Origin of the sequence: Frondihabitans sp. PhB161 (assembly GCF_003814635.1) — a bacterium.
Classification (GTDB): domain Bacteria; phylum Actinomycetota; class Actinomycetes; order Actinomycetales; family Microbacteriaceae; genus Frondihabitans.
On record NZ_RKQW01000002.1, the window covers coordinates 96,102 to 113,387 of the forward strand.

The following is a 17,286-nucleotide window of genomic DNA, read 5'->3' on the forward strand; positions in this document are numbered from 1 at the left end:
TAGGCCCCGGGTTACGCCGAAATCGTCGGCTGAGGGTCCGCCGGGCCCGCCGTGGCCAGCGCCGCGAGCACCGCCGCCCGCCCCGCCGCGTGCCCAAGCAGCTGGAAGTGCCCGTCGATCGGCACGCGAACGTTGCGCGCCCCCGGCAGGTGGCTGCCCTCGGGCACGTGCCCGTCGAAGTCGGCGTAGACGGAGGTGATGCGGGCGTTCACGTCGACGAGGCCGCTGAGCCGGGCGAGCGCGGGGTCTGACGGGAGGAAGGGACGGAAGCCCGAGGTGGGTACGAAGCGCGCCATCCGGGATCCTGAGAACGGGCTGTTCACGGCGACCATGCGATCGATGCGACCGCCCCGATCGGTGTCGAGCATCATCGTCTTGCCGATGATGCCGCCCTTGCTGTGGGCCAGGATCAGCACGCCCCGGAGGTCGTGCGCGTCAAGGATCGCCTGAGCCGTGAGCGCCGTGTCGGCGATCGGACGCCGATTGTGCGCGAGCCCGGGCACGACGACGACCGGGTGTCCGGCGTCGTTGAGAGCGTCGGCGAACCAGCGCAGCAGCCGCCACGACTCGTAGACGCCGGGCAGCAGCAGAATCGGGGCGAGGTGGCCTTCGCGATAACGCTTCGGCACGGACGCGTCGGTCAGCAGCGAGCGCAGGTGGCTTCGGGTGACGAATTCGTAGTCGCGCGGCAGAAAGCGAAGATAGTGCAGGATCCCGCCGCGGCGCCTTCGATTCCGGTCGTCTCGTTCCACGCGGTTCAGCGTAGGCGACCCTGCCTCGCGTCGGCTCGTGCCGCCGGGGTCAAGGCCGATCGGCCCAGTCGACCGTGTTCACTCCGTCCAGGCCCTCGGCGATCATCTGGTCCCAGCGCGTGCACAGCGACGACCCGGTCGGCGGCCTGTCGGCTGCCGCGCGAAGCACCATGCAGGCCCAGCGCGAGTGCCCGGCTCGTGTTGCGGCGAAGGCGGCCTCGACTACGGCCCCCGTGACCTCGTCGACCACGCGGACGCGGTGCGACATCGTCATGAGATCGATCAGGTCGAAGGCGTGGAAAGCCGAAACGAGGCTCTGCTCGAGTGTTCGCACGGTCGGCGGCAGCACGGCTCCCCATGCCGATGACGCAGCCACCGGTGGTCTGGCGCGCGAGGCCGTCGACATCTGTGCGGCAGCGGTGGCGACCAAACCGCGCTCCCCGGGTGTTCTTCCCATCATGGTGCCCCCTCAGGCAATCAGGTGGTCGAAGAATACACCCCCAGGGGTACAGCCGCTGAGGCCGCAATGAAGGACGGGGACTACCGTTCACAACACCGTTCAACTCACGAGGAGGAACCATGTTCCAAGGATCCGAAAAACTTCACGACAACCTTCAGAAGGTTCTGGTCGACCTGATCGAACTGCACGTCCAGGGCAAGCAGGCTCACTGGAACCTGTTGGGTTCCAACTTCCGCGACCTGCACCTGCAGCTCGATGAGATCGTCGACGCCGCCCGCGGCTTCTCCGACGAGGTGGCCGAGCGCATGCGCGCCGTCTATCTGGTGCCCGACGGCCGCACGAGCACCGTCACCAAGAGCACGAGCCTGGCCGAGTTCCCGGCCGGCCCGGTCGAGACCACCGATGTCGTCGACCTCATCGTCGACCGCATGTATGCCGTCACCGACACCATGCGCACCGTGCACGACGACGTCGACGACGAAGACCCCACGACGGCCGACGTGCTGCACTCCGTTCTCGAGCGCCTCGAGCAGCTCGCCTGGATGACCGGCGCCGAGAACCGCCACCCCGAGAAAGACCAGCGCTCGAAGGCGTCGCGCGAGCGCGACGACAAGGCCAACGAGGCCGGACTCGACCGCGTCGGAGCCGTCGCCAACTGACCCTGCGCCACGAGATCAGATTCACCGGAGCGACCTGAGGAGCACAGCCCATGGCTGACCAGACATACGACTACGTCATCATCGGCGGAGGCATGACCGCCGACGCCGCCGCCAAGGGCATCAGAGAGGTCGACGCCGACGGCTCGATCCTGATCCTGAGCGACGACGTCGATGCGCCGTACACGCGGCCTGCGCTCTCCAAGAAGCTCTGGATCGATCCGGATTACACCCCCGACGACAACGACCTCGGCACGGTCGACGAGACCTCTGCCGAGGTCCGCTTGTCGACGAGGGTGGACCGGCTCGATCGGATCGACCGACGCGTCGTCACGACCGGTGGCGCCAGCATCGGCTACGGCCGACTGCTGCTTGCCACCGGCGGGCAGCCGACGACCCTCGACCTGCCGAACGACGACGAGCGGGTCATCTACTTCCGGACCGCCGAGGACTACCGCCACCTGCGCGCCCTCTCCGGTTCGGGCAAGCACGTGGCCGTCGTCGGCGGTGGGTACATCGGCTCCGAAATCGCCGCCGCTCTCGTGCAGAACGACACCCGGGTCACCATCGTCTTTCCCGACGACCACCTCGGCGGCTCGGTCTTTCCCGAGTCGGTGCAGTCGGCATTCGAGGCGCGCTACCGCGACCACGGAGTGACGCTCGCCGCCGGTCGACGTCTCGACAAGGGCGTGACCGCGGCGGAGGGCTTCCTTCTGACCCTGGACGACGGCTCGACCCTCGAGGTCGACGGAGTGGTCGTCGGCCTCGGCATCGAGCCCTCGGTGGCGTTGGCGGAGGCGTCCGGGCTGGCAGTTGACGACGGTATCGTCGTCGACCTCCGCCTCGCGACCGACGACCCCTTCATTTCCGCCGCGGGCGACGTGGCCTCGTACCCCGACGTGATCCTCGGTCGTCGTCGGGTCGAGCACGTCGACAACGCCAAAGAACAGGGCGCTGCTGCCGGACGCATCATGGCGGGCTCCGACGAGAAGTACACGCACACCCCGATGTACTACTCGAAGGTCTTCGATCTCGCCTACGAGGCAGTCGGCACTCTCGACTCGTCGCTCCAGACGGTAGAAGACTGGAAAGACGACGATTCGGCGGTCGTCTACTACCTCGACGGCGGAGTGCCGGTGGGAGTGCTGCTCTGGAACATCGCCGACTCCACTGACAGGGCGCGGCAGGTGCTGGCCGAAGCGCGTGCGCTCGGCGCCGACAACCTCGTCGGTCTCATCTAGCGGCCTTCGACTCAGCCGAACAGTCGCGGCGGCAGCCCCGGTCGATCGAGCTCGATCGCGAAGACGCCACCGGAGAGCGGGAACTCCCTCAGCTGCTCCTCGGTGGCGTTTTCGCGAGCCGAGCCGACGTAGAGAGTCGACAGATCGGATCCTCCGATCGTGATCCCGGTGACATTCGGCGCCGGAACCTCGATCGTCTCGAGCTCTTCTCCCTCGGCCGACAGGTGCACGACGAGGCCTGCTCCGTAGACCGCAGTCCAGAACTCGCCGCGGGAGTCACGCACCAGACCGTCGAAGGCGCGTCCGACCGCGAACGGCTCCAGCTCGCCCAGCAGGCCGTCGGCCCCGTACGAGCCGCGGAAGACCGTCTGCACTGCCGTGTCGGTCACCCACATCGTCGAGCCGTCATCCGTGAACTCGATGCCGTTGGTCGTGCCGAAGCCTCCCTTCAACACCGTGACGTCGCCCGCCGGCGTGACGCGATAGAGCCCCGCGTCGGGATCCTCGGTCGTGACCTCCATTGCTCCGACCACGAAGTTGCCGAACGGGTCGCACTTGCCCTCGTTGAGCCGCATTCCCGGGTGGCGGTGGCCGATCGACGCGAGATCCCCAAGGATCCGGCCCTCGTCGTCTGTCTCGACGACGCGATCCCCCAGTGCCGCGATCAGCCCTCCGCCCCGCCTCGGCTGGAACGACGCCAGGGGCGGAGGCAATTCGCTCTGGCGGTCGGCCGAGCCGTCTTCCGAGGTGCGGTGCAGCAGGCCGAGCGTGATATCGCACCAGAGCAGCTCGCTGCTGGCTGCGTCCCAGACGGGACTCTCCATGAGGATCGCGCGGGCGTCGAGCAGAAGAGTGGGTTCGGGCATGCCCCCGGTCTATCAGACTGGCGCCGAACTGCGGGGATCGCGGGGGACGCCTCCCCTTTCGCCCAGCCGCGGGGAGCAGGCTAAAGGGGTGACTGACACCCTCGAGCCCACCACCGTCCGCAACTGGCGAACGCCGTCGATTCGTGAAGACGGCTACGTGCCGCTTCGCTCCTACGGGGTCATCGGCGACGGACGCACCGTCGCGCTGATCGCCGACGACGGTCAGATCGACTGGCTGCCCATGCCCGAAATGGACACCGACCCGGTCATCGCCGGCATCGTCGACTCCGGCAAGGGCGGTCGCTTCGAGTTGCGCCCGGTCACCGACGATTTCGAGGTCGACCGCTCGTACATCCCCGGCAGCAACGTGCTGACCACCCGGTTCCGTACGCCGACCGGTGTCGTCGAGATCACCGACGCGCTCGTCACCGGTGTCGCCGGGCGCCTGCCCTGGTCAGAGCTGGTGCGCCGCATCGAGGGCGTCGAGGGGTCGGTCGATCTCGCCTGGGCGGTCATTCCGGGCAACACCTTCGGCACGAACCCCATCGAGCGCATCGACACCGTCCACGGCCCCCTGCTTCGGGCCGGCGACATCAATCTGATCCTGATCGGCTCCGAGCACGGCCGGACCGACCCGACCGACGAGGGCGACGGCGTCTCCGACGGACCGCTGGAGTTCCGCGGTGCGTTCACGACGACGCCCGGCTCGCGCACGATCCTCTGCCTGTGCGGCACGAAAGACGAACCGATTCACATCCCGAACGCCGACGTCGTCGATCAGGGCATCGACCGCACCGTCGACAACTGGGCGCTGTGGTCGAAGAACTTCTCCTGGGACGGCGCCTGGTCGGAGGCAGTCACCCGCTCGACTCTCGCCCTCAAACTCCTCATCTACAGCCCCACCGGTGCCATCGCTGCGGCCTCGACCGCAGGGCTCCCCGAGAACCTCAACGGCAATAAGAACTGGGACTACCGCTTCGCCTGGGTGCGCGACCTGGCGTATACCGTCGAGGCGCTGCTCAATTTCGGGCTTCGAGAAGAGCCGCATGCCGCGGTGTCTTGGATCCTGAAGTCCCTCAAAGAGCACGGCCCCGACATCAACATCTTCTTCTCGCTCGACGGCAGCCTTCCCGAGGATCCCACCGAGACCGGCTCAGAGGGATGGCACGGCATCGGCCCGGTCTACTCGGGCAACCCGGCCTCCGGTCAGCTGCAGCTCGGCGTCTACGCCGACATCCTCGCGATCATGAGCCAGTACGCGTCAGGCGGCAACATCATCGATGCCGGCACCGACAAACTGCTCTGCGCTTTCGCCGACGACGCCTGCCAGCAGTGGCAGAAGAAGGACTCTGGCATGTGGGAGCTCGAGGAGCTCCAGCACTACACCTCGAGCAAGATGGGCTGCTGGCAGGCGATCGACGCGGCCTGCCACCTCGCCGACATCGGACAGCTCCACCCCGAGCCCGACGACCTCGCGCACTGGGTGAAGAACAAGAAGATGATCGAGGAGTGGGTCGACGAGCACGGCTGGTCGGAAGAGCTCGGCTCCTACGTGATGTACCCGGGATCCTCGAAGATCGACGCGTCGGTCTTGCTGCACGCTCCCACCGGCTTCGACCGCGGCGAGCGTATGTCGTCGACGATCGACACCCTGCGCCGTGACCTCGGCGTCGGTCCGTTGCTCTACCGTTACTCCGGCATGGACGACGAAGAAGGCACCTTCGTGGCCTGCGCCTTCTGGGTGGTGTCGGCGCTCGCCTGCGTCGGGCGTCTCGACGAGGCGACCGCGCTCATGGACGAGCTCGTCGAGCAGGTCAACGACGTCGGCATGCTGGCCGAGATGATCGCCGAGGACGGCAGCTTCCTCGGAAATTTGCCGCAGGGCCTCAGCCACCTCGCGCTCGTCAACGCCGCCATCACGATTCACGAGCTCTCGACGAACTAGCGGCCTGGCGGCTGCGGCCGTGAGACGTGTTGCGGACTGACCGCCCTGCCGCGGCAGGGCGGTCAGTCCGCTTCGTGTCTCTGCAGGCTTCAGGTCTGTGCAGGCTTCAGGTCTGTGCAGGCTTCAGGTCTGTGCAGGCTTCAGTTCTCTGTAGCCCGCGACCGGTCGTCAGCCAGCGAAGCGAGTGAGACGCTCGACGGTCCGGCCGAAACGAGCGGCGTCGTCCCACTCGTAGACCGTCGCCCCGGAGATGAGCACGCGCTCCGCGCGCGACTGCACGTCGAGGGGGTCACCCGACCAGATGACGACATCCCCGTCCAGACCCGGCTTGAGCGACCCGATCCGCGAGTCGAGCCCGAGAATCGCGGCCGGGTTGCTCGTCAGTGCGGCCAGAGCGACCTCCTTCGGCAGACCCTCCTTCACCGCCAATGACGCCTGGTGCACGAGGTAGTTGATCGGCACGACGGGTGCATCCGTGGTGATCGCCACGGTCACGCCAGCCCGGTGAAGGGCGGCGAGGTTTGAAATCGCGCGATCCCGGAGCTCCACCTTCGACCTCGAGGTGAAGAGCGGCCCATAGATCACGGGGATGTTCTTCTCGGCGAGCACGTCGGCGAGCTTGTGGCCCTCCGTCCCGTGGTTGACGATGAGCCGGTAGCCGAACTCCTCGGCGAGGCGGATGGCCGTCGCGATGTCGTCGTGGCGGTGGGTGTGCTGATCCCAGGCGAGTTCGCCGTCGAGCACACGACCCAGGGTCTCGAGGCGGAGGTCGCGCCGGAAGGGCTCGCCCTTCTCGGCGGCGGCCTGGCGCTGGGCCACGTAGAACCGCGCGTCCTCGAACGCCTGACGGAGGACGTAGGCAACACCGAGTCGGGTCGACGGCATGGCGTCTTTCCCGCCGTAGACGCGCTTGGGGTTCTCCCCCAGGGCGGACTTGACGCTCACCGAGTCGGAGATGATCTGCTCGTCGATGGTTCGTCCACCCCACGTCTTGATCGCGACACTGAGACCACCGATGACGTTTCCGCTGCCGGGCTTGACGAGGATGCTCGTGATGCCACCCGACAACGCGTCCCGGAAGCCCTCGTCGTCGATGTCGATGGCGTCGACGGCCCGGACACCCGCAGTGTTCGGATCGGTGAGTTCGTTCGTGTCGTTTCCGGCCGATCCGTTGGCCTCCTCGTGAATGCCGACGTGACCGTGCGCCTCGACGAAGCCGGGAACGACCCACCGGCCGCCCGCATCGATGACGGTGGCGCCCTCGGGCACCGTGACATCAGCCGCCGGCCCGACGGCTGTGATGAGTCCGTCCTCGATGAGGACCGTGCCCCCGTCGATCGGGGCGGAGGCCACGGGGACCACGTGGCCTCCTGTGATGGCGACGACAGACGGAACGTGCAGAAGAGAAGTGGTCATCCCTCCACCGTACGACGCCGCGCGAGGCTCCGCGGTCAGCCGGCTTTTTTCGCCTCGGGCTTTTTGGCGGCGGGCTTCTTGGCGGCGGGTGTCTTCTTCGCGGCCGGCTTCTTGGCTGCAGGCTTTTTGGCCGCAGGATTCTTGCTCGCCGGCTTGCCCTGCTTGGCGGCACGGTTCTTTTCGACGCTCGCGCGCAGGGCGTCCATCAGGTCGATGACCTCGCCGCCCTTCTTCGTGTCGTCACCCTCGTCGTCCTCCGTCTCGCCGAAGGTCGCATCGGTGTCGAGCGACTCCCCCTCTTTGAGCTTGGCGTCGATCAGCTGCTGCAGTTCGCGCTGGTAGTCGTCGCTGAAGTCGGCCGGCTCGAAGTCGTCGCTCAGGCTGTCCACGAGGCTCGCCGACATGTCGAGCTCCTTGTCGGTGATGCGGATCGCCTTCGACAGCGCCGGGAAGTCCGCCTCGCGCACCTCGTCGTCCCAGAGCAACGACTGCAGCATGAGCGTCTTGCCCCGCACGCGAAGCGCGCCGAGCCGCGTCTTCTGCCGGAGCGAGAAATGCACGATCGCGGTGCGGTCGGTCTCCTCGAGGGTGCGCCGAAGCAGCACGTACGCTTTGGCGGAAGAACCATCCGGCTCGAGGAAGTACGACCGATCGAACATGATCGGATCGAGCTGATCGCTTGGCACGAACTCGAGCACGTCGATTTCGCGACTCTTCTCTTCGGGCAGCGACTTCAGGTCGTCGCTCGACAGAACCACTGTCTGGTCGCCGTCGTCGTACGCCTTGTCGATGTGCTCGTAGTCGACCACCTTGCCGCAGACCTCGCAGCGCCGCTGGTATCGGATCCTGCCCCCGTCTTTGTCGTGCACCTGGTGCAGCGAGATGTCGTGGTCTTCGGTCGCGCTGTAGACCTTCACCGGCACGTTGACGAGGCCGAAGGTGATGGCGCCTTTCCAGATGCTTCGCATGCGGGCCATTGTGCCCCGGTGCCGGGGGTAGCGACCGTGTCGGCGGCCGTAGGCTGGAGATATGAATAATACCAATTCTACTGTTACTACCTTGTGGCGCGATACGTCTGCCGTGCTCGCGGTCGCGACGATTGTGGTCGGTGCCGCGACGATCGCCAGCGCAGCCATCGCTGTATTCGGTGGCGATCGGAGCTACCTCGTGACGGCCGGGCTGCTCGCGCTCTGTGCTGCCCTCCTGGCGGCGAACGCCTGGGTCACCGTGACCGTGACGGACGAGCGGCTCACCGTGCACTCGACCCTCTTCAGGATCCGCTGGAAGTCGATCGACTGGGACGACGTCGAGCTGGCTCTGCCCGTAGACCTCCGCCCGCTCCACTGGGGAGGTTGGGGGTATCGGCTCGTCGCAGGTCGCTCCGGGATCATTCTCAGGTCGGGCCCCGGCATCGAATTACACCTCCGGAGCGGGCGCGCGTTCGACCTATCGTCTCGCCACGCTGAGGATCTGCTTTCCGCGGCCGAGGGCGCCGGGGTGAGGGTCGAGCCGTGAGGCGAGCCAACAGGCGCGGAAACTGACGCGCATCGGCCATGGCGACGTGGCGCGCCGCGTCGGTGTGGCCGATGCGCGTCACTTCGCGGGGCGGGGCGGGGCGGCCAGACGACACCTGAGGGGACAGGCGGGCCCCACGCGAGTTGACTGGTGCTCATGAGCCAGCTCGACAAAACAGACCCGATCAGCCTCTACCCGAAGCCGCCGTTCCCGAAGCAGGAGCAGTCGATCCCGGGCCTCGCCAGCGCCATGGAGCCCAAACCCGACCACGGCGAGACGAGCTATGTCGGCAGCGGCCGTTTGAAGGGGTTCCGCGGCCTCGTCACCGGCGCCGACTCCGGCATCGGCCGTGCCGCCGCGATCTCGATGTCGCGCGAGGGTGCCGATCTAGTGCTCAACTACCTTCCCGACGAGCAGTCGGACGCCGAGGAGGTGCGCGACCTCCTCGAGTCGGAGGGGCGCAAAGCCGTCCTCATGCCGGGCGACATCTCGGACGAGCAGTTCTGCTTCCACCTCGTCGGACGCGCGGTAGAGGCCCTCGGCGGGCTCGACGCCCTCGTCATGGTCGCAGCCCATCAGGAGGTCAGCGAAGACATCCTCGACATGAAGACCGAGAGCCTCGAGGCGACGTTCAAGACGAACATCTACTCGCTCTTCTGGCTCAGCCAGGCGGCGATCCCGCATCTGGAGCCAGGATCCTCGATCGTCACCACCGGGTCGATCCAGGGTGCGCAGCCCTCCCCCGACAAGCTCGACTACGCCGTCTCGAAGGGCGCGATCGGTGTCTTCACGGCAGCGCTCGCGCAGCAGCTCGCACCGAAGGGGATCCGCGTCAACTCGGTCGCTCCCGGCCCCGTCTGGACTCCGCTGCAGCCGGCCTCGTCGGATGGCGAGACCGTGAGCCAGTTCGGGTCGCAGGCCCCGTACGGCCGACCCGGGCAGCCCGCCGAGCTCGGCGCAGCGTACGTGCACCTCATCAGCCCCGAGTCGAGCTACACCTCGGGCACGACCATCACGATCGCCGGCGCGACTCCGGCTTACTAGGGCGGAGGGCACCATGGCAGGCAAAGGCCGCAGCGATCGAGTCAGTGTCGGCGGGCACACGCTCCAGCTCACGAACCTCGACAAGGTGCTCTACCCCGCCACCGGTACGACGAAAGCCGACGTGATCGGCTACTACGCCGCAGTGGCGGAGTTCCTCCTGCCGCACACGGAAGGGCGCCCGGCCACCCGCAAACGCTGGGTCGACGGGGTCGAGGGCCCCGTGTTCTTCGAGAAGAATCTGCCCGACTCGGCTCCGAGCTGGGTACCGCGGCATGCCATCGAGCACAAGGATCACGCCAGCGTCTATCCGATGGTCGACGACATCGCGACCCTCACTTGGCTCGGCCAGGTCGCTGCGCTCGAGATCCATGTGCCGCAGTGGAAGTTCGGGCCGAGGGGAGCGCAACGCAACCCCGACCGCTTGGTGATCGACCTGGATCCTGGTGAGGGTGTCGGCCTTGCGGAGTGCGTGGTCGTCGCTCACGAACTCAAGAAGATCGTCGAGGGCATGGGCCTCGACCTGATGCCGGTCACGAGCGGCAGCAAGGGCATCCACCTCTACGCCGCCCTCGACGGAAAGCAGACCGCGGCGCAGGTCAGCGATGTCGCTCATGAGCTCGCGCGCGCGATGGAGGCCGATCACCCCGACCTGGTCCTGAGCACGATGGGCAAGCAGGATCGCCGCGGCAAGGTGCTGCTCGACTGGTCGCAGAACAACGGCAACAAGACGACCGTCGCGCCCTACTCGTTGCGCGGGCGCGACCGCCCCACGGTCGCCATGCCGCGGACCTGGCGCGAGCTCGCCTCGAAGAGCCTCCGGCAGCTGGAGTACGGCGACGTGCTCAAGGCACTGAAGAGACGGGGCGACCCGCTCGCCGAGATGTCCTCGGGCACACCGGTACCCCCGGGCGAGCTGACCGACGATTTCACCAACAGCGAGCACGCCGTCGCGCCGCAGGCTTCCGGGGATCGGCAGGATCGCCTGGCCAAATACCGCTCCATGCGCGACGCGTCGAAGACGAGCGAGCCCGTCCCGGCGAGCGCGCCCGAGAGCACCGACGGCACCAGCTTCGTGATCCAGGAGCACCACGCCTCCCGACTGCACTGGGACTTCCGGCTCGAGCACGACGGCGTCCTCGTCAGTTGGGCGCTGCCGAAGGGCGAGCCGACCGATCCGAAGCAGAACCACCTGGCCGTGCAGACCGAGGACCACCCGCTCGAATACGGCACCTTCGAGGGCACCATCGCAAAGGGAGAGTACGGGGCGGGCGAGGTCACCATCTGGGATTCGGGCACCTACGAGCTCGAGAAGTGGCGCGACGGCAAAGAGGTGATCGTCGTGCTCCACGGCGAGCAGCGCGGCTCTCGGAAGGTCGCACTCATCCACACCGGCCACGGCGGCGGCAAGGCCGACTCCAACTGGTTGATCCACCGAATGATGGATGAACCGAAGGATCCGGCCCCACCGCACTCACCCCCTCGCCGAGCCGCGCCGCGCACCCGCTCCACCACCGGCCCGATCGAACCCATGCTCGCGTCCGCGGGCACTCCGGGCGACATCGGTACCTCCGACGAGTGGGCCTACGAGCTCAAGTGGGACGGCATCCGCGCGATCGTCACCGTCGACGACGGACGGGTGACGCTCACGAGCCGGAACGGTCACGACCTAACGCCCTCGTATCCGGAGTTCGCCGACCTGGCCGAGCAGTTGCGCGACACTGACGGCGCACCGGTCACCGACGCCGTTCTCGACGGGGAGATCGTCGCGGTCGACGACAAGGGGCGGCCCGATTTCGGGTTGCTTCAGACGCGGATGAAGCTGACGCGGGTTCGTGACATCGAACGGGTGCGGTCGACGGCGCCGGTTCGGATCCTTCTCTTCGATCTGCTCCGTTTGGGCGATCGCTCTCTGCAGGGCGATGACTACGACACCCGCCGGTCGGCTCTCGAAGAACTCGTGGAGGTGACGCGCGCCATCGACGTGCCGCCGGCCTTCGAAGGCGACCTCGACGAGGCGATGGAGTTTTCGAAGAAGCTGCGGCTCGAAGGAGTCGTCGCAAAACGCCGCGACGGCACCTACTCGGCCGGTCGCCGCAGTCGTGCCTGGATCAAGCTCAAGCACCATCTCACCCAGGAGGTCGTGGTCGCTGGCTGGCGCCCGGGTGCGGGGCGGCGTGCGAACGGCATCGGATCGCTGCTGCTCGGCATTCCCGGCGATGACGGGCTCCGCTACGTCGGTCGCGTCGGAACGGGTTTTCGCGACCGTGACCTCGACGAGCTCCTGCCGGTGTTCGAGCGGGCGGCCCGGAAGACCTCGCCACTCGCGGGCGTCCCCGCGGCGGACGCCCGCGACGCACACTGGATCACTCCGTCGCGGGTCGGCGAGGTCGAATTCGCCGAATGGACGTCGACCGGCCGGCTTCGGCAGCCGAGCTGGCGCGGCTGGCGGCCCGACAAGGATCCGGGCGACGTCGTTCTCGAGGCGCCTCCCCGATGAGCGCGCCTCCTCCCCCCCCTGCCGAATTTGAAGGAGAAATCGGGGTGCGGGGGCCCCGGATCGGCATGTCTTCGTCGCCTGGCTCGCGTTTCTCCTTCGAATTTGCAGGCGGCACGGGCGATCCCGAGTCGTAGGGTGAGCCCATGACGGTTGATCGCTCGCGCACGGTGCTGCTCGTCGCGATCCTGGCGTCGTTCGTCGCCTTCCTCGACGGCTCCATCGTCACTGTCGCCCTGCCCGCCCTCGCGCGAGAGCTCGGCGGCGGCGTCACTCTGCAGCAGTGGGTGGTCGATGCGTATCTCTTGACGCTCGGATCCTTGATGCTTCTTGCGGGCTCGCTCTCCGACACGTTCGGCCGACTGCGCATTCTGACGGCGGGACTGATCGGCTTCGGGGCGACGTCGCTGCTGGCGGCATTCGCACCGAACGCCGAACTGCTCATCGCCGCGCGCGCCATGCAGGGCATAGCCGGGGCGCTACTGGTGCCCTCGAGTCTGGCGCTCATCACGGCGACCTTCACCGGCGCGGCCATGGCCAAGGCGATCGGCACCTGGACGGCCTGGACGGGGGTGGCGTTCTTGATCGGCCCGCTGGTCGGCGGCGGCCTGGTCGACACGCTCGGCTGGCGCTGGGTGTTCGGCATCGTGGTGATCCCGGCGGCCGTGACTCTCGTACTCGTCACCCGTCTTTCGCGTGATGCCCATCGCGGCGTCGACGGTGACGCCCACATCGACGTGCCGGGAGCCATCCTCGGAGTGCTGGGACTGGCCGGGCCGGTGTTCGCTTTGATCGAGGGCCAGCGGATCGGGTTCGACGAGCCCCTCGTGATCGCGGCGCTCGTCGGCGGCCTCGCCTGCCTGGTGGCCTTCGTGCTCTGGGAGCGTCGCGCGGCGCATCCGATGATGCCGCTGCGACTCTTCCGCGTGCGGGCGTTCGCGGTCGGCAACCTGGCGACCGTCGGCATCTACGCGTCGGTCAGCCTGGGAACACTCATGATCCCGCTTGTCGTCCAAGAGATCGGCCATCTGCCGGCGACCGTCTCCGGGCTCGTCACCCTGCCGACGACGCTCATCTCACTCGCCCTGTCGAGTCGTATCGGGGCCCTGGCCGGCCGGATCGGTCCCCGGCCCTTCATGACCTTCGGGCCGCTGATCAGCGCGGCGGGATTTCTCTGGATGCTCACCGTGCGCGAACCGCTCGACGTGTGGTGGCAGATCCTGCCCGGGGTCGTGCTGTTCGGACTCGGGATGACGGTCACGGTGACGCCGCTCACCTCGACCGTGCTCGGCGAGATCCGCCCCGCCGAGGCCGGCATCGCGTCCGCCGTCAACAACGCGATCTCGCGGGTGGCCGGGCTGGTGGCCATCGCATTCGTCGGCGTAATCACCGGCGGAGTGCTCGACGTCGCGGGATTCCACCGTGTGCTCGTCGTCGTCGCCGTGCTGCTGGTGCTCGGGTCGGCCGTGTCGGCGATCGGGCTTCGTGCGCTTCCGAATTTGAAGGAGAAACCCGCCGCGACTGCGCCCGGATCGCCATGATCGTGCCTGCCGAACGAGGTTTCTCCTTCAAATTCGGGGGGGGGGGGCGAGCGGGGTGGCCGGATCCTGAGCGGTTCGGGTTGGAGAGGATGTGGCCGTGCGACGAGCCAGTAGGGGTGGCCCGCCGCACGACGTCTCCGAGCGAGACTTTGCCTCTCGCCGGGAGTCAGTCGGAGCCGTACAGACGAATGCGCTCTTCGAGCCAGTCGTCGCTCACCGAGACGCGGCCGTAGTCGCCGTAATCGCCCTGAGCGCCGAGCGCGAGCTGTGACACTCCCTCGTCGTGGAGCTGTGCGTCGTCCATGGTGTGACCTCCTGAAATGAAGGTAGGCCACCGCAACGAGGGCGCACGAGCCCGCTTTCGGGGAGCGCTCGAACGGGGGCAGACCGGTCCGCTACCCCTCGAATGCGCTCCAGACGGGACAGAGAGCGGGTGGGTCGTCTCTCCCCGCTAGCATCGGAACCATGCCCCGCCGCCGCCTCATCTGGCCCGCCACCCTCGTGCTCGTAGCTCTCGCCGCCGCTGTCTCGGTCAGCCTCGCACTGGTTCTCCGAGCGCGCGTCGACGCTGCTTTCGGGGTGCCGGGCCAACCTGCGCGATACAGCACGCAGCCCCTGACCGACTCCTTCGAGCTGATGAACCAGGCGTCGGATGTCTCGTTGGTCGCACTCGCACTCGTGGCCCTGCTGGTCGTGCTCGTGGTCATCACCGGTGTGACGGTCGCCGTGCGCCGCGCTCGGAACCGCCGCGATCGTGGGCGGCCCACGCCGGCCGGCGCCGCCTGAGGCCGCACTGCCACGGGTAGGTGCCTCCAGCAGTGCGCTTAGTCGTGCTGCTGTGTCTGGCTGGTCGCGAGCGCGACCCGGACAACGGCCTCCGGCTCGCTCTCGGGGAGGCGCAACCCGACGGCGGGCAGCACGACGCCGTCGATCAGACCGACGAGGAAGTCGCGATCGACCGGCTGCTTCAAGATCAGCGTGCGGTAGGCAACCATCGAGGGCGAGATGAGGGCCAGCTCGTCGATGTTGCAGTCGCCCGAGATCTCGCCCCGGTCGACCGCGCGCTGCAGCAGACGTCGGTTGATCTCGACCCGCGGCTCGACGATGGCGCTGTTGACCGCCGCCGACATCTCGGGACTGTGCGCCAGCAGAGCGACAATGCCCGCCATGACCTTGAGCTTCTTCTCGTTGTCTTCGATGGAGTGCGGCTTGATCATCGCCACGAGATCACCACGGAGGGTGCCGGTGTCGGGCAGGACGTCAGGGGTGGTTCCGCGCTTCATACACGCGATGGCGTCAATGACGAGCTCGCTCTTCGACGACCATCGTCGGTACAGCGTGGCCTTACCGGCCTTCGCCCTCGTGGCGACCATCTCGATGGTCATGCGGTCGTAGCCCGTCTCGGCCAAGACGTCGATCGCGGCCTGGAGGATCTCGGGATCACGGGAATGGTCGCGCTTGCGGCCGAGTTTGACCGGTGCGGGATCGACGTGCGTCATCGCGGCAGACCCCTTTCTTTGGTCGCCCCAGTGTACGACTTTCGATTGCGAAACTCTACAGTTCCGAAACTGGCCAGAACCGTATAGAGTCCTCGACATGTCTTCGATTCCTTCTGCCACGACCGGGACTCCCGCCGTGGCTTCGCGTCGGTGGTGGACCCTCACCACCGTCGCCTTGGCGCAACTCATGGTCGTGCTCGACTCGACCGTCGTGAACATCGCTCTCCCGAGCGCTCAGACCGACCTCGGCTTCTCCAACGGCGATCGGCAATGGATCGTCACCGCCTACTCACTCGCCTTCGGCAGCCTGCTGCTGCTCGGCGGCCGCCTCTCCGACCTCATCGGCCGTAAGCGCACGTTCATCATCGGCCTCATCGGCTTCGCGCTGGCTTCCGCCCTGGGCGGTGCCGCGAGCAGCTTCGGCATGCTCGTCTTCGCCCGCGCGCTTCAGGGGGCCTTCGGCGCACTCCTCGCCCCCACGGCCCTGGCCGTGCTCACCACGACCTTCACGATTCCGAAGGAGCGCGCTCGGGCGTTCGGTGTCTTCGGCGCCATCGCCGGTGCCGGGGGCGCGATCGGCCTTCTCCTCGGTGGCGTTCTCACCGAGAACTTCAACTGGCGCTGGAACCTCTACATCAACGTCGTCATCGCGATCATCGCCGTCATCGGCGCCGTGCTCTTCGTCACGACCGTGCCGCGCCAGGGCCCGCGCCCGAAGCTTGACGTGCCCGGCACGATCCTCGTCTCGGCCGCTCTGTTCTCCCTCGTCTACGGCTTCTCGAACGCCGAGACCGAGGGCTGGTCGTCGGCCCTGACCTGGGGCTTCTTGGCGGGTGCCGGGATCCTACTCGTCGCGTTCGTGCTCTGGCAGCGTCGCGCGACCCACGCGCTCCTGCCCCTCAGCGTGATCCTCGACCGCAACCGCGGTGCCGCCTACCTGTCGGTGATGATCGCGGGTGCCGGCATGTTCGGCATCTTCCTCTTCGTCACCTACTACCTGCAGACTTCTTTGAACTACACGCCGATCCAGACCGGAGTCTCGTTCCTCCCGATGATCGGCATGCTGATCCTCGCGGCGCAGCTCTCGACCAACATCTTCGTGCCGCGGTTCGGCCCGAAGATCATGGTGCCCTTCGGCATGGTGCTGGGTGCCCTCGGCATGCTCTACCTGACGCGCCTCGGTCTCGACAGCACCTATGCCCGCGACGTGCTTCCGGCGCTGATGGTGCTCGGGTTCGGTATGGGCTCGATCATGCCGGCGTCGATTCAGACGGCGACGCTCGGCATCGACCGCGGCCATGCCGGAGTCGCCTCCGCCATGGTCAACACGAGCCAGCAGGTCGGTGGTTCGATCGGTACCGCGCTGCTCAACACGCTGGCCGCGAGCGCCGCGACGAGCTACGTGGCCTCGCACCTGCCCGCGACGGCTCAGACGGCGGCCGAAGCGGCGGTGCACAGCTACTCAACGGCCTACTTCTGGGGCGCCGGCTTCTTCGCGATCGGCGCAGTTCTGGCCGTGAGCCTGTTCCGCACTCGCGCCGACACGCGTGCTCGCGCCGACGCTGCAGCAGCGGCGGCAGACAAAGCCGACAAATCCGAAGGATCCGCCCCGACGTCGACCACACCCGAGCCCGTGGTGGCTCACTAGCCACTGAGCTCCACCCCGACACCCTCGCACGCTCGCGTGCGGGGGCGTCGTCGCGCCCGGCCGCCGAGCCACCCGCCCGCGCCCGTGCGCGCGAGATGGCCCGATCTACGCTCAGCGCCCCGCGCCGGCCGCAGATAGGGCCACGTCGCGCCGAGATCGCATAAGTGGTCGCCTCCACTCGACCCCAACTGCGATCTCGGCGCCCGGGG

General features: G+C 67.6%; 16 protein-coding genes. 9 read left to right on the forward strand and 7 right to left on the reverse strand.

Annotated features, from left to right (window positions below; all coding sequences use genetic code 11):
* Positions 1-11: 11 nt before the first annotated feature.
* Together EDF39_RS09200 and EDF39_RS09205 are read right to left on the reverse strand one after the other, a co-directional pair.
* On the reverse strand, positions 12-752 hold the full coding sequence (locus EDF39_RS09200; RefSeq protein WP_123942536.1) for a triacylglycerol lipase: 741 nt from the start codon (positions 750-752) through the stop codon (positions 12-14).
* Positions 753-801: 49 nt separating this feature from the next.
* Positions 802-1,212 (reverse strand): hypothetical protein, encoded by a 411-nt coding sequence (locus EDF39_RS09205; protein ID WP_123942538.1) that lies wholly within the window; start codon positions 1,210-1,212, stop codon positions 802-804.
* Between the two features lie 119 nt (positions 1,213-1,331).
* Here EDF39_RS09205 and EDF39_RS09210 point away from each other — a divergent pair, with 119 nt between their 5' ends.
* Positions 1,332-1,871 carry a Dps family protein gene (locus EDF39_RS09210; protein WP_123942540.1) on the forward strand — a complete coding sequence of 180 codons (540 nt, stop codon included), beginning with the start codon at positions 1,332-1,334 and terminating at the stop codon, positions 1,869-1,871.
* Between the two features lie 50 nt (positions 1,872-1,921).
* Positions 1,922-3,109: an NAD(P)/FAD-dependent oxidoreductase gene (locus tag EDF39_RS09215; RefSeq protein ID WP_123942542.1), complete on the forward strand. Its 1,188-nt coding sequence runs from the start codon at positions 1,922-1,924 to the stop codon at positions 3,107-3,109.
* Positions 3,110-3,120: 11 nt separating this feature from the next.
* Here the strand turns inward: EDF39_RS09215 and EDF39_RS09220 are convergent, their stop codons facing one another.
* Positions 3,121-3,975, reverse strand: coding sequence for an SMP-30/gluconolactonase/LRE family protein (locus EDF39_RS09220; RefSeq protein ID WP_123942544.1), 855 nt, complete (start codon positions 3,973-3,975; stop codon positions 3,121-3,123).
* An 88-nt stretch (positions 3,976-4,063) separates the two neighbouring features.
* Between EDF39_RS09220 and EDF39_RS09225 the strand changes: the two genes are divergently transcribed.
* The gene (locus EDF39_RS09225) at positions 4,064-5,920 is read left to right on the forward strand and encodes a glycoside hydrolase family 15 protein (RefSeq protein WP_233573097.1); all 1,857 of its coding nucleotides are present in this window, start codon (positions 4,064-4,066) and stop codon (positions 5,918-5,920) included.
* A gap of 168 nt (positions 5,921-6,088) precedes the next feature.
* On the opposite strand, the gene EDF39_RS09230 is transcribed toward EDF39_RS09225, so the two are convergent.
* Both EDF39_RS09230 and EDF39_RS09235 read right to left on the reverse strand, forming a co-directional pair.
* Positions 6,089-7,336 (reverse strand): amidohydrolase, encoded by a 1,248-nt coding sequence (locus EDF39_RS09230; RefSeq protein ID WP_123942548.1) that lies wholly within the window; start codon positions 7,334-7,336, stop codon positions 6,089-6,091.
* Between the two features lie 35 nt (positions 7,337-7,371).
* Positions 7,372-8,304 carry a Ku protein gene (locus tag EDF39_RS09235; RefSeq protein WP_123942550.1) on the reverse strand — a complete coding sequence of 311 codons (933 nt, stop codon included), beginning with the start codon at positions 8,302-8,304 and terminating at the stop codon, positions 7,372-7,374.
* 91 nt (positions 8,305-8,395) lie between these two features.
* Between EDF39_RS09235 and EDF39_RS09240 the strand changes: the two genes are divergently transcribed.
* The 4 genes from EDF39_RS09240 to EDF39_RS09255 all read left to right on the forward strand — a co-directional run bounded on the left by EDF39_RS09240 (position 8,396) and on the right by EDF39_RS09255 (position 13,930).
* Positions 8,396-8,851, forward strand: coding sequence for a hypothetical protein (locus EDF39_RS09240; protein ID WP_158613200.1), 456 nt, complete (start codon positions 8,396-8,398; stop codon positions 8,849-8,851).
* Between the two features lie 156 nt (positions 8,852-9,007).
* The gene (locus EDF39_RS09245) at positions 9,008-9,895 is read left to right on the forward strand and encodes an SDR family oxidoreductase (protein WP_123942554.1); all 888 of its coding nucleotides are present in this window, start codon (positions 9,008-9,010) and stop codon (positions 9,893-9,895) included.
* 13 nt (positions 9,896-9,908) lie between these two features.
* Entirely contained in the window at positions 9,909-12,392 is a 2,484-nt protein-coding gene (locus EDF39_RS09250; RefSeq protein WP_123942556.1) for an ATP-dependent DNA ligase, read from the forward strand.
* A gap of 143 nt (positions 12,393-12,535) precedes the next feature.
* Positions 12,536-13,930 (forward strand): MFS transporter, encoded by a 1,395-nt coding sequence (locus tag EDF39_RS09255; protein WP_123942558.1) that lies wholly within the window; start codon positions 12,536-12,538, stop codon positions 13,928-13,930.
* 166 nt (positions 13,931-14,096) lie between these two features.
* Here EDF39_RS09255 and EDF39_RS17500 read toward each other — a convergent pair whose 3' ends face one another.
* Complete coding sequence (locus EDF39_RS17500; protein WP_157510156.1) at positions 14,097-14,234, reverse strand: hypothetical protein; 138 nt, start codon at positions 14,232-14,234, stop codon at positions 14,097-14,099.
* 161 nt (positions 14,235-14,395) lie between these two features.
* Here EDF39_RS17500 and EDF39_RS09260 point away from each other — a divergent pair, with 161 nt between their 5' ends.
* Positions 14,396-14,716, forward strand: coding sequence for a hypothetical protein (locus tag EDF39_RS09260; RefSeq protein ID WP_123942560.1), 321 nt, complete (start codon positions 14,396-14,398; stop codon positions 14,714-14,716).
* 38 nt (positions 14,717-14,754) lie between these two features.
* On the opposite strand, the gene EDF39_RS09265 is transcribed toward EDF39_RS09260, so the two are convergent.
* Complete coding sequence (locus EDF39_RS09265; protein ID WP_123942562.1) at positions 14,755-15,429, reverse strand: TetR/AcrR family transcriptional regulator; 675 nt, start codon at positions 15,427-15,429, stop codon at positions 14,755-14,757.
* Between the two features lie 97 nt (positions 15,430-15,526).
* Between EDF39_RS09265 and EDF39_RS09270 the strand changes: the two genes are divergently transcribed.
* Entirely contained in the window at positions 15,527-17,077 is a 1,551-nt protein-coding gene (locus EDF39_RS09270; protein ID WP_123942564.1) for an MFS transporter, read from the forward strand.
* Positions 17,078-17,286 lie beyond the last annotated feature (209 nt).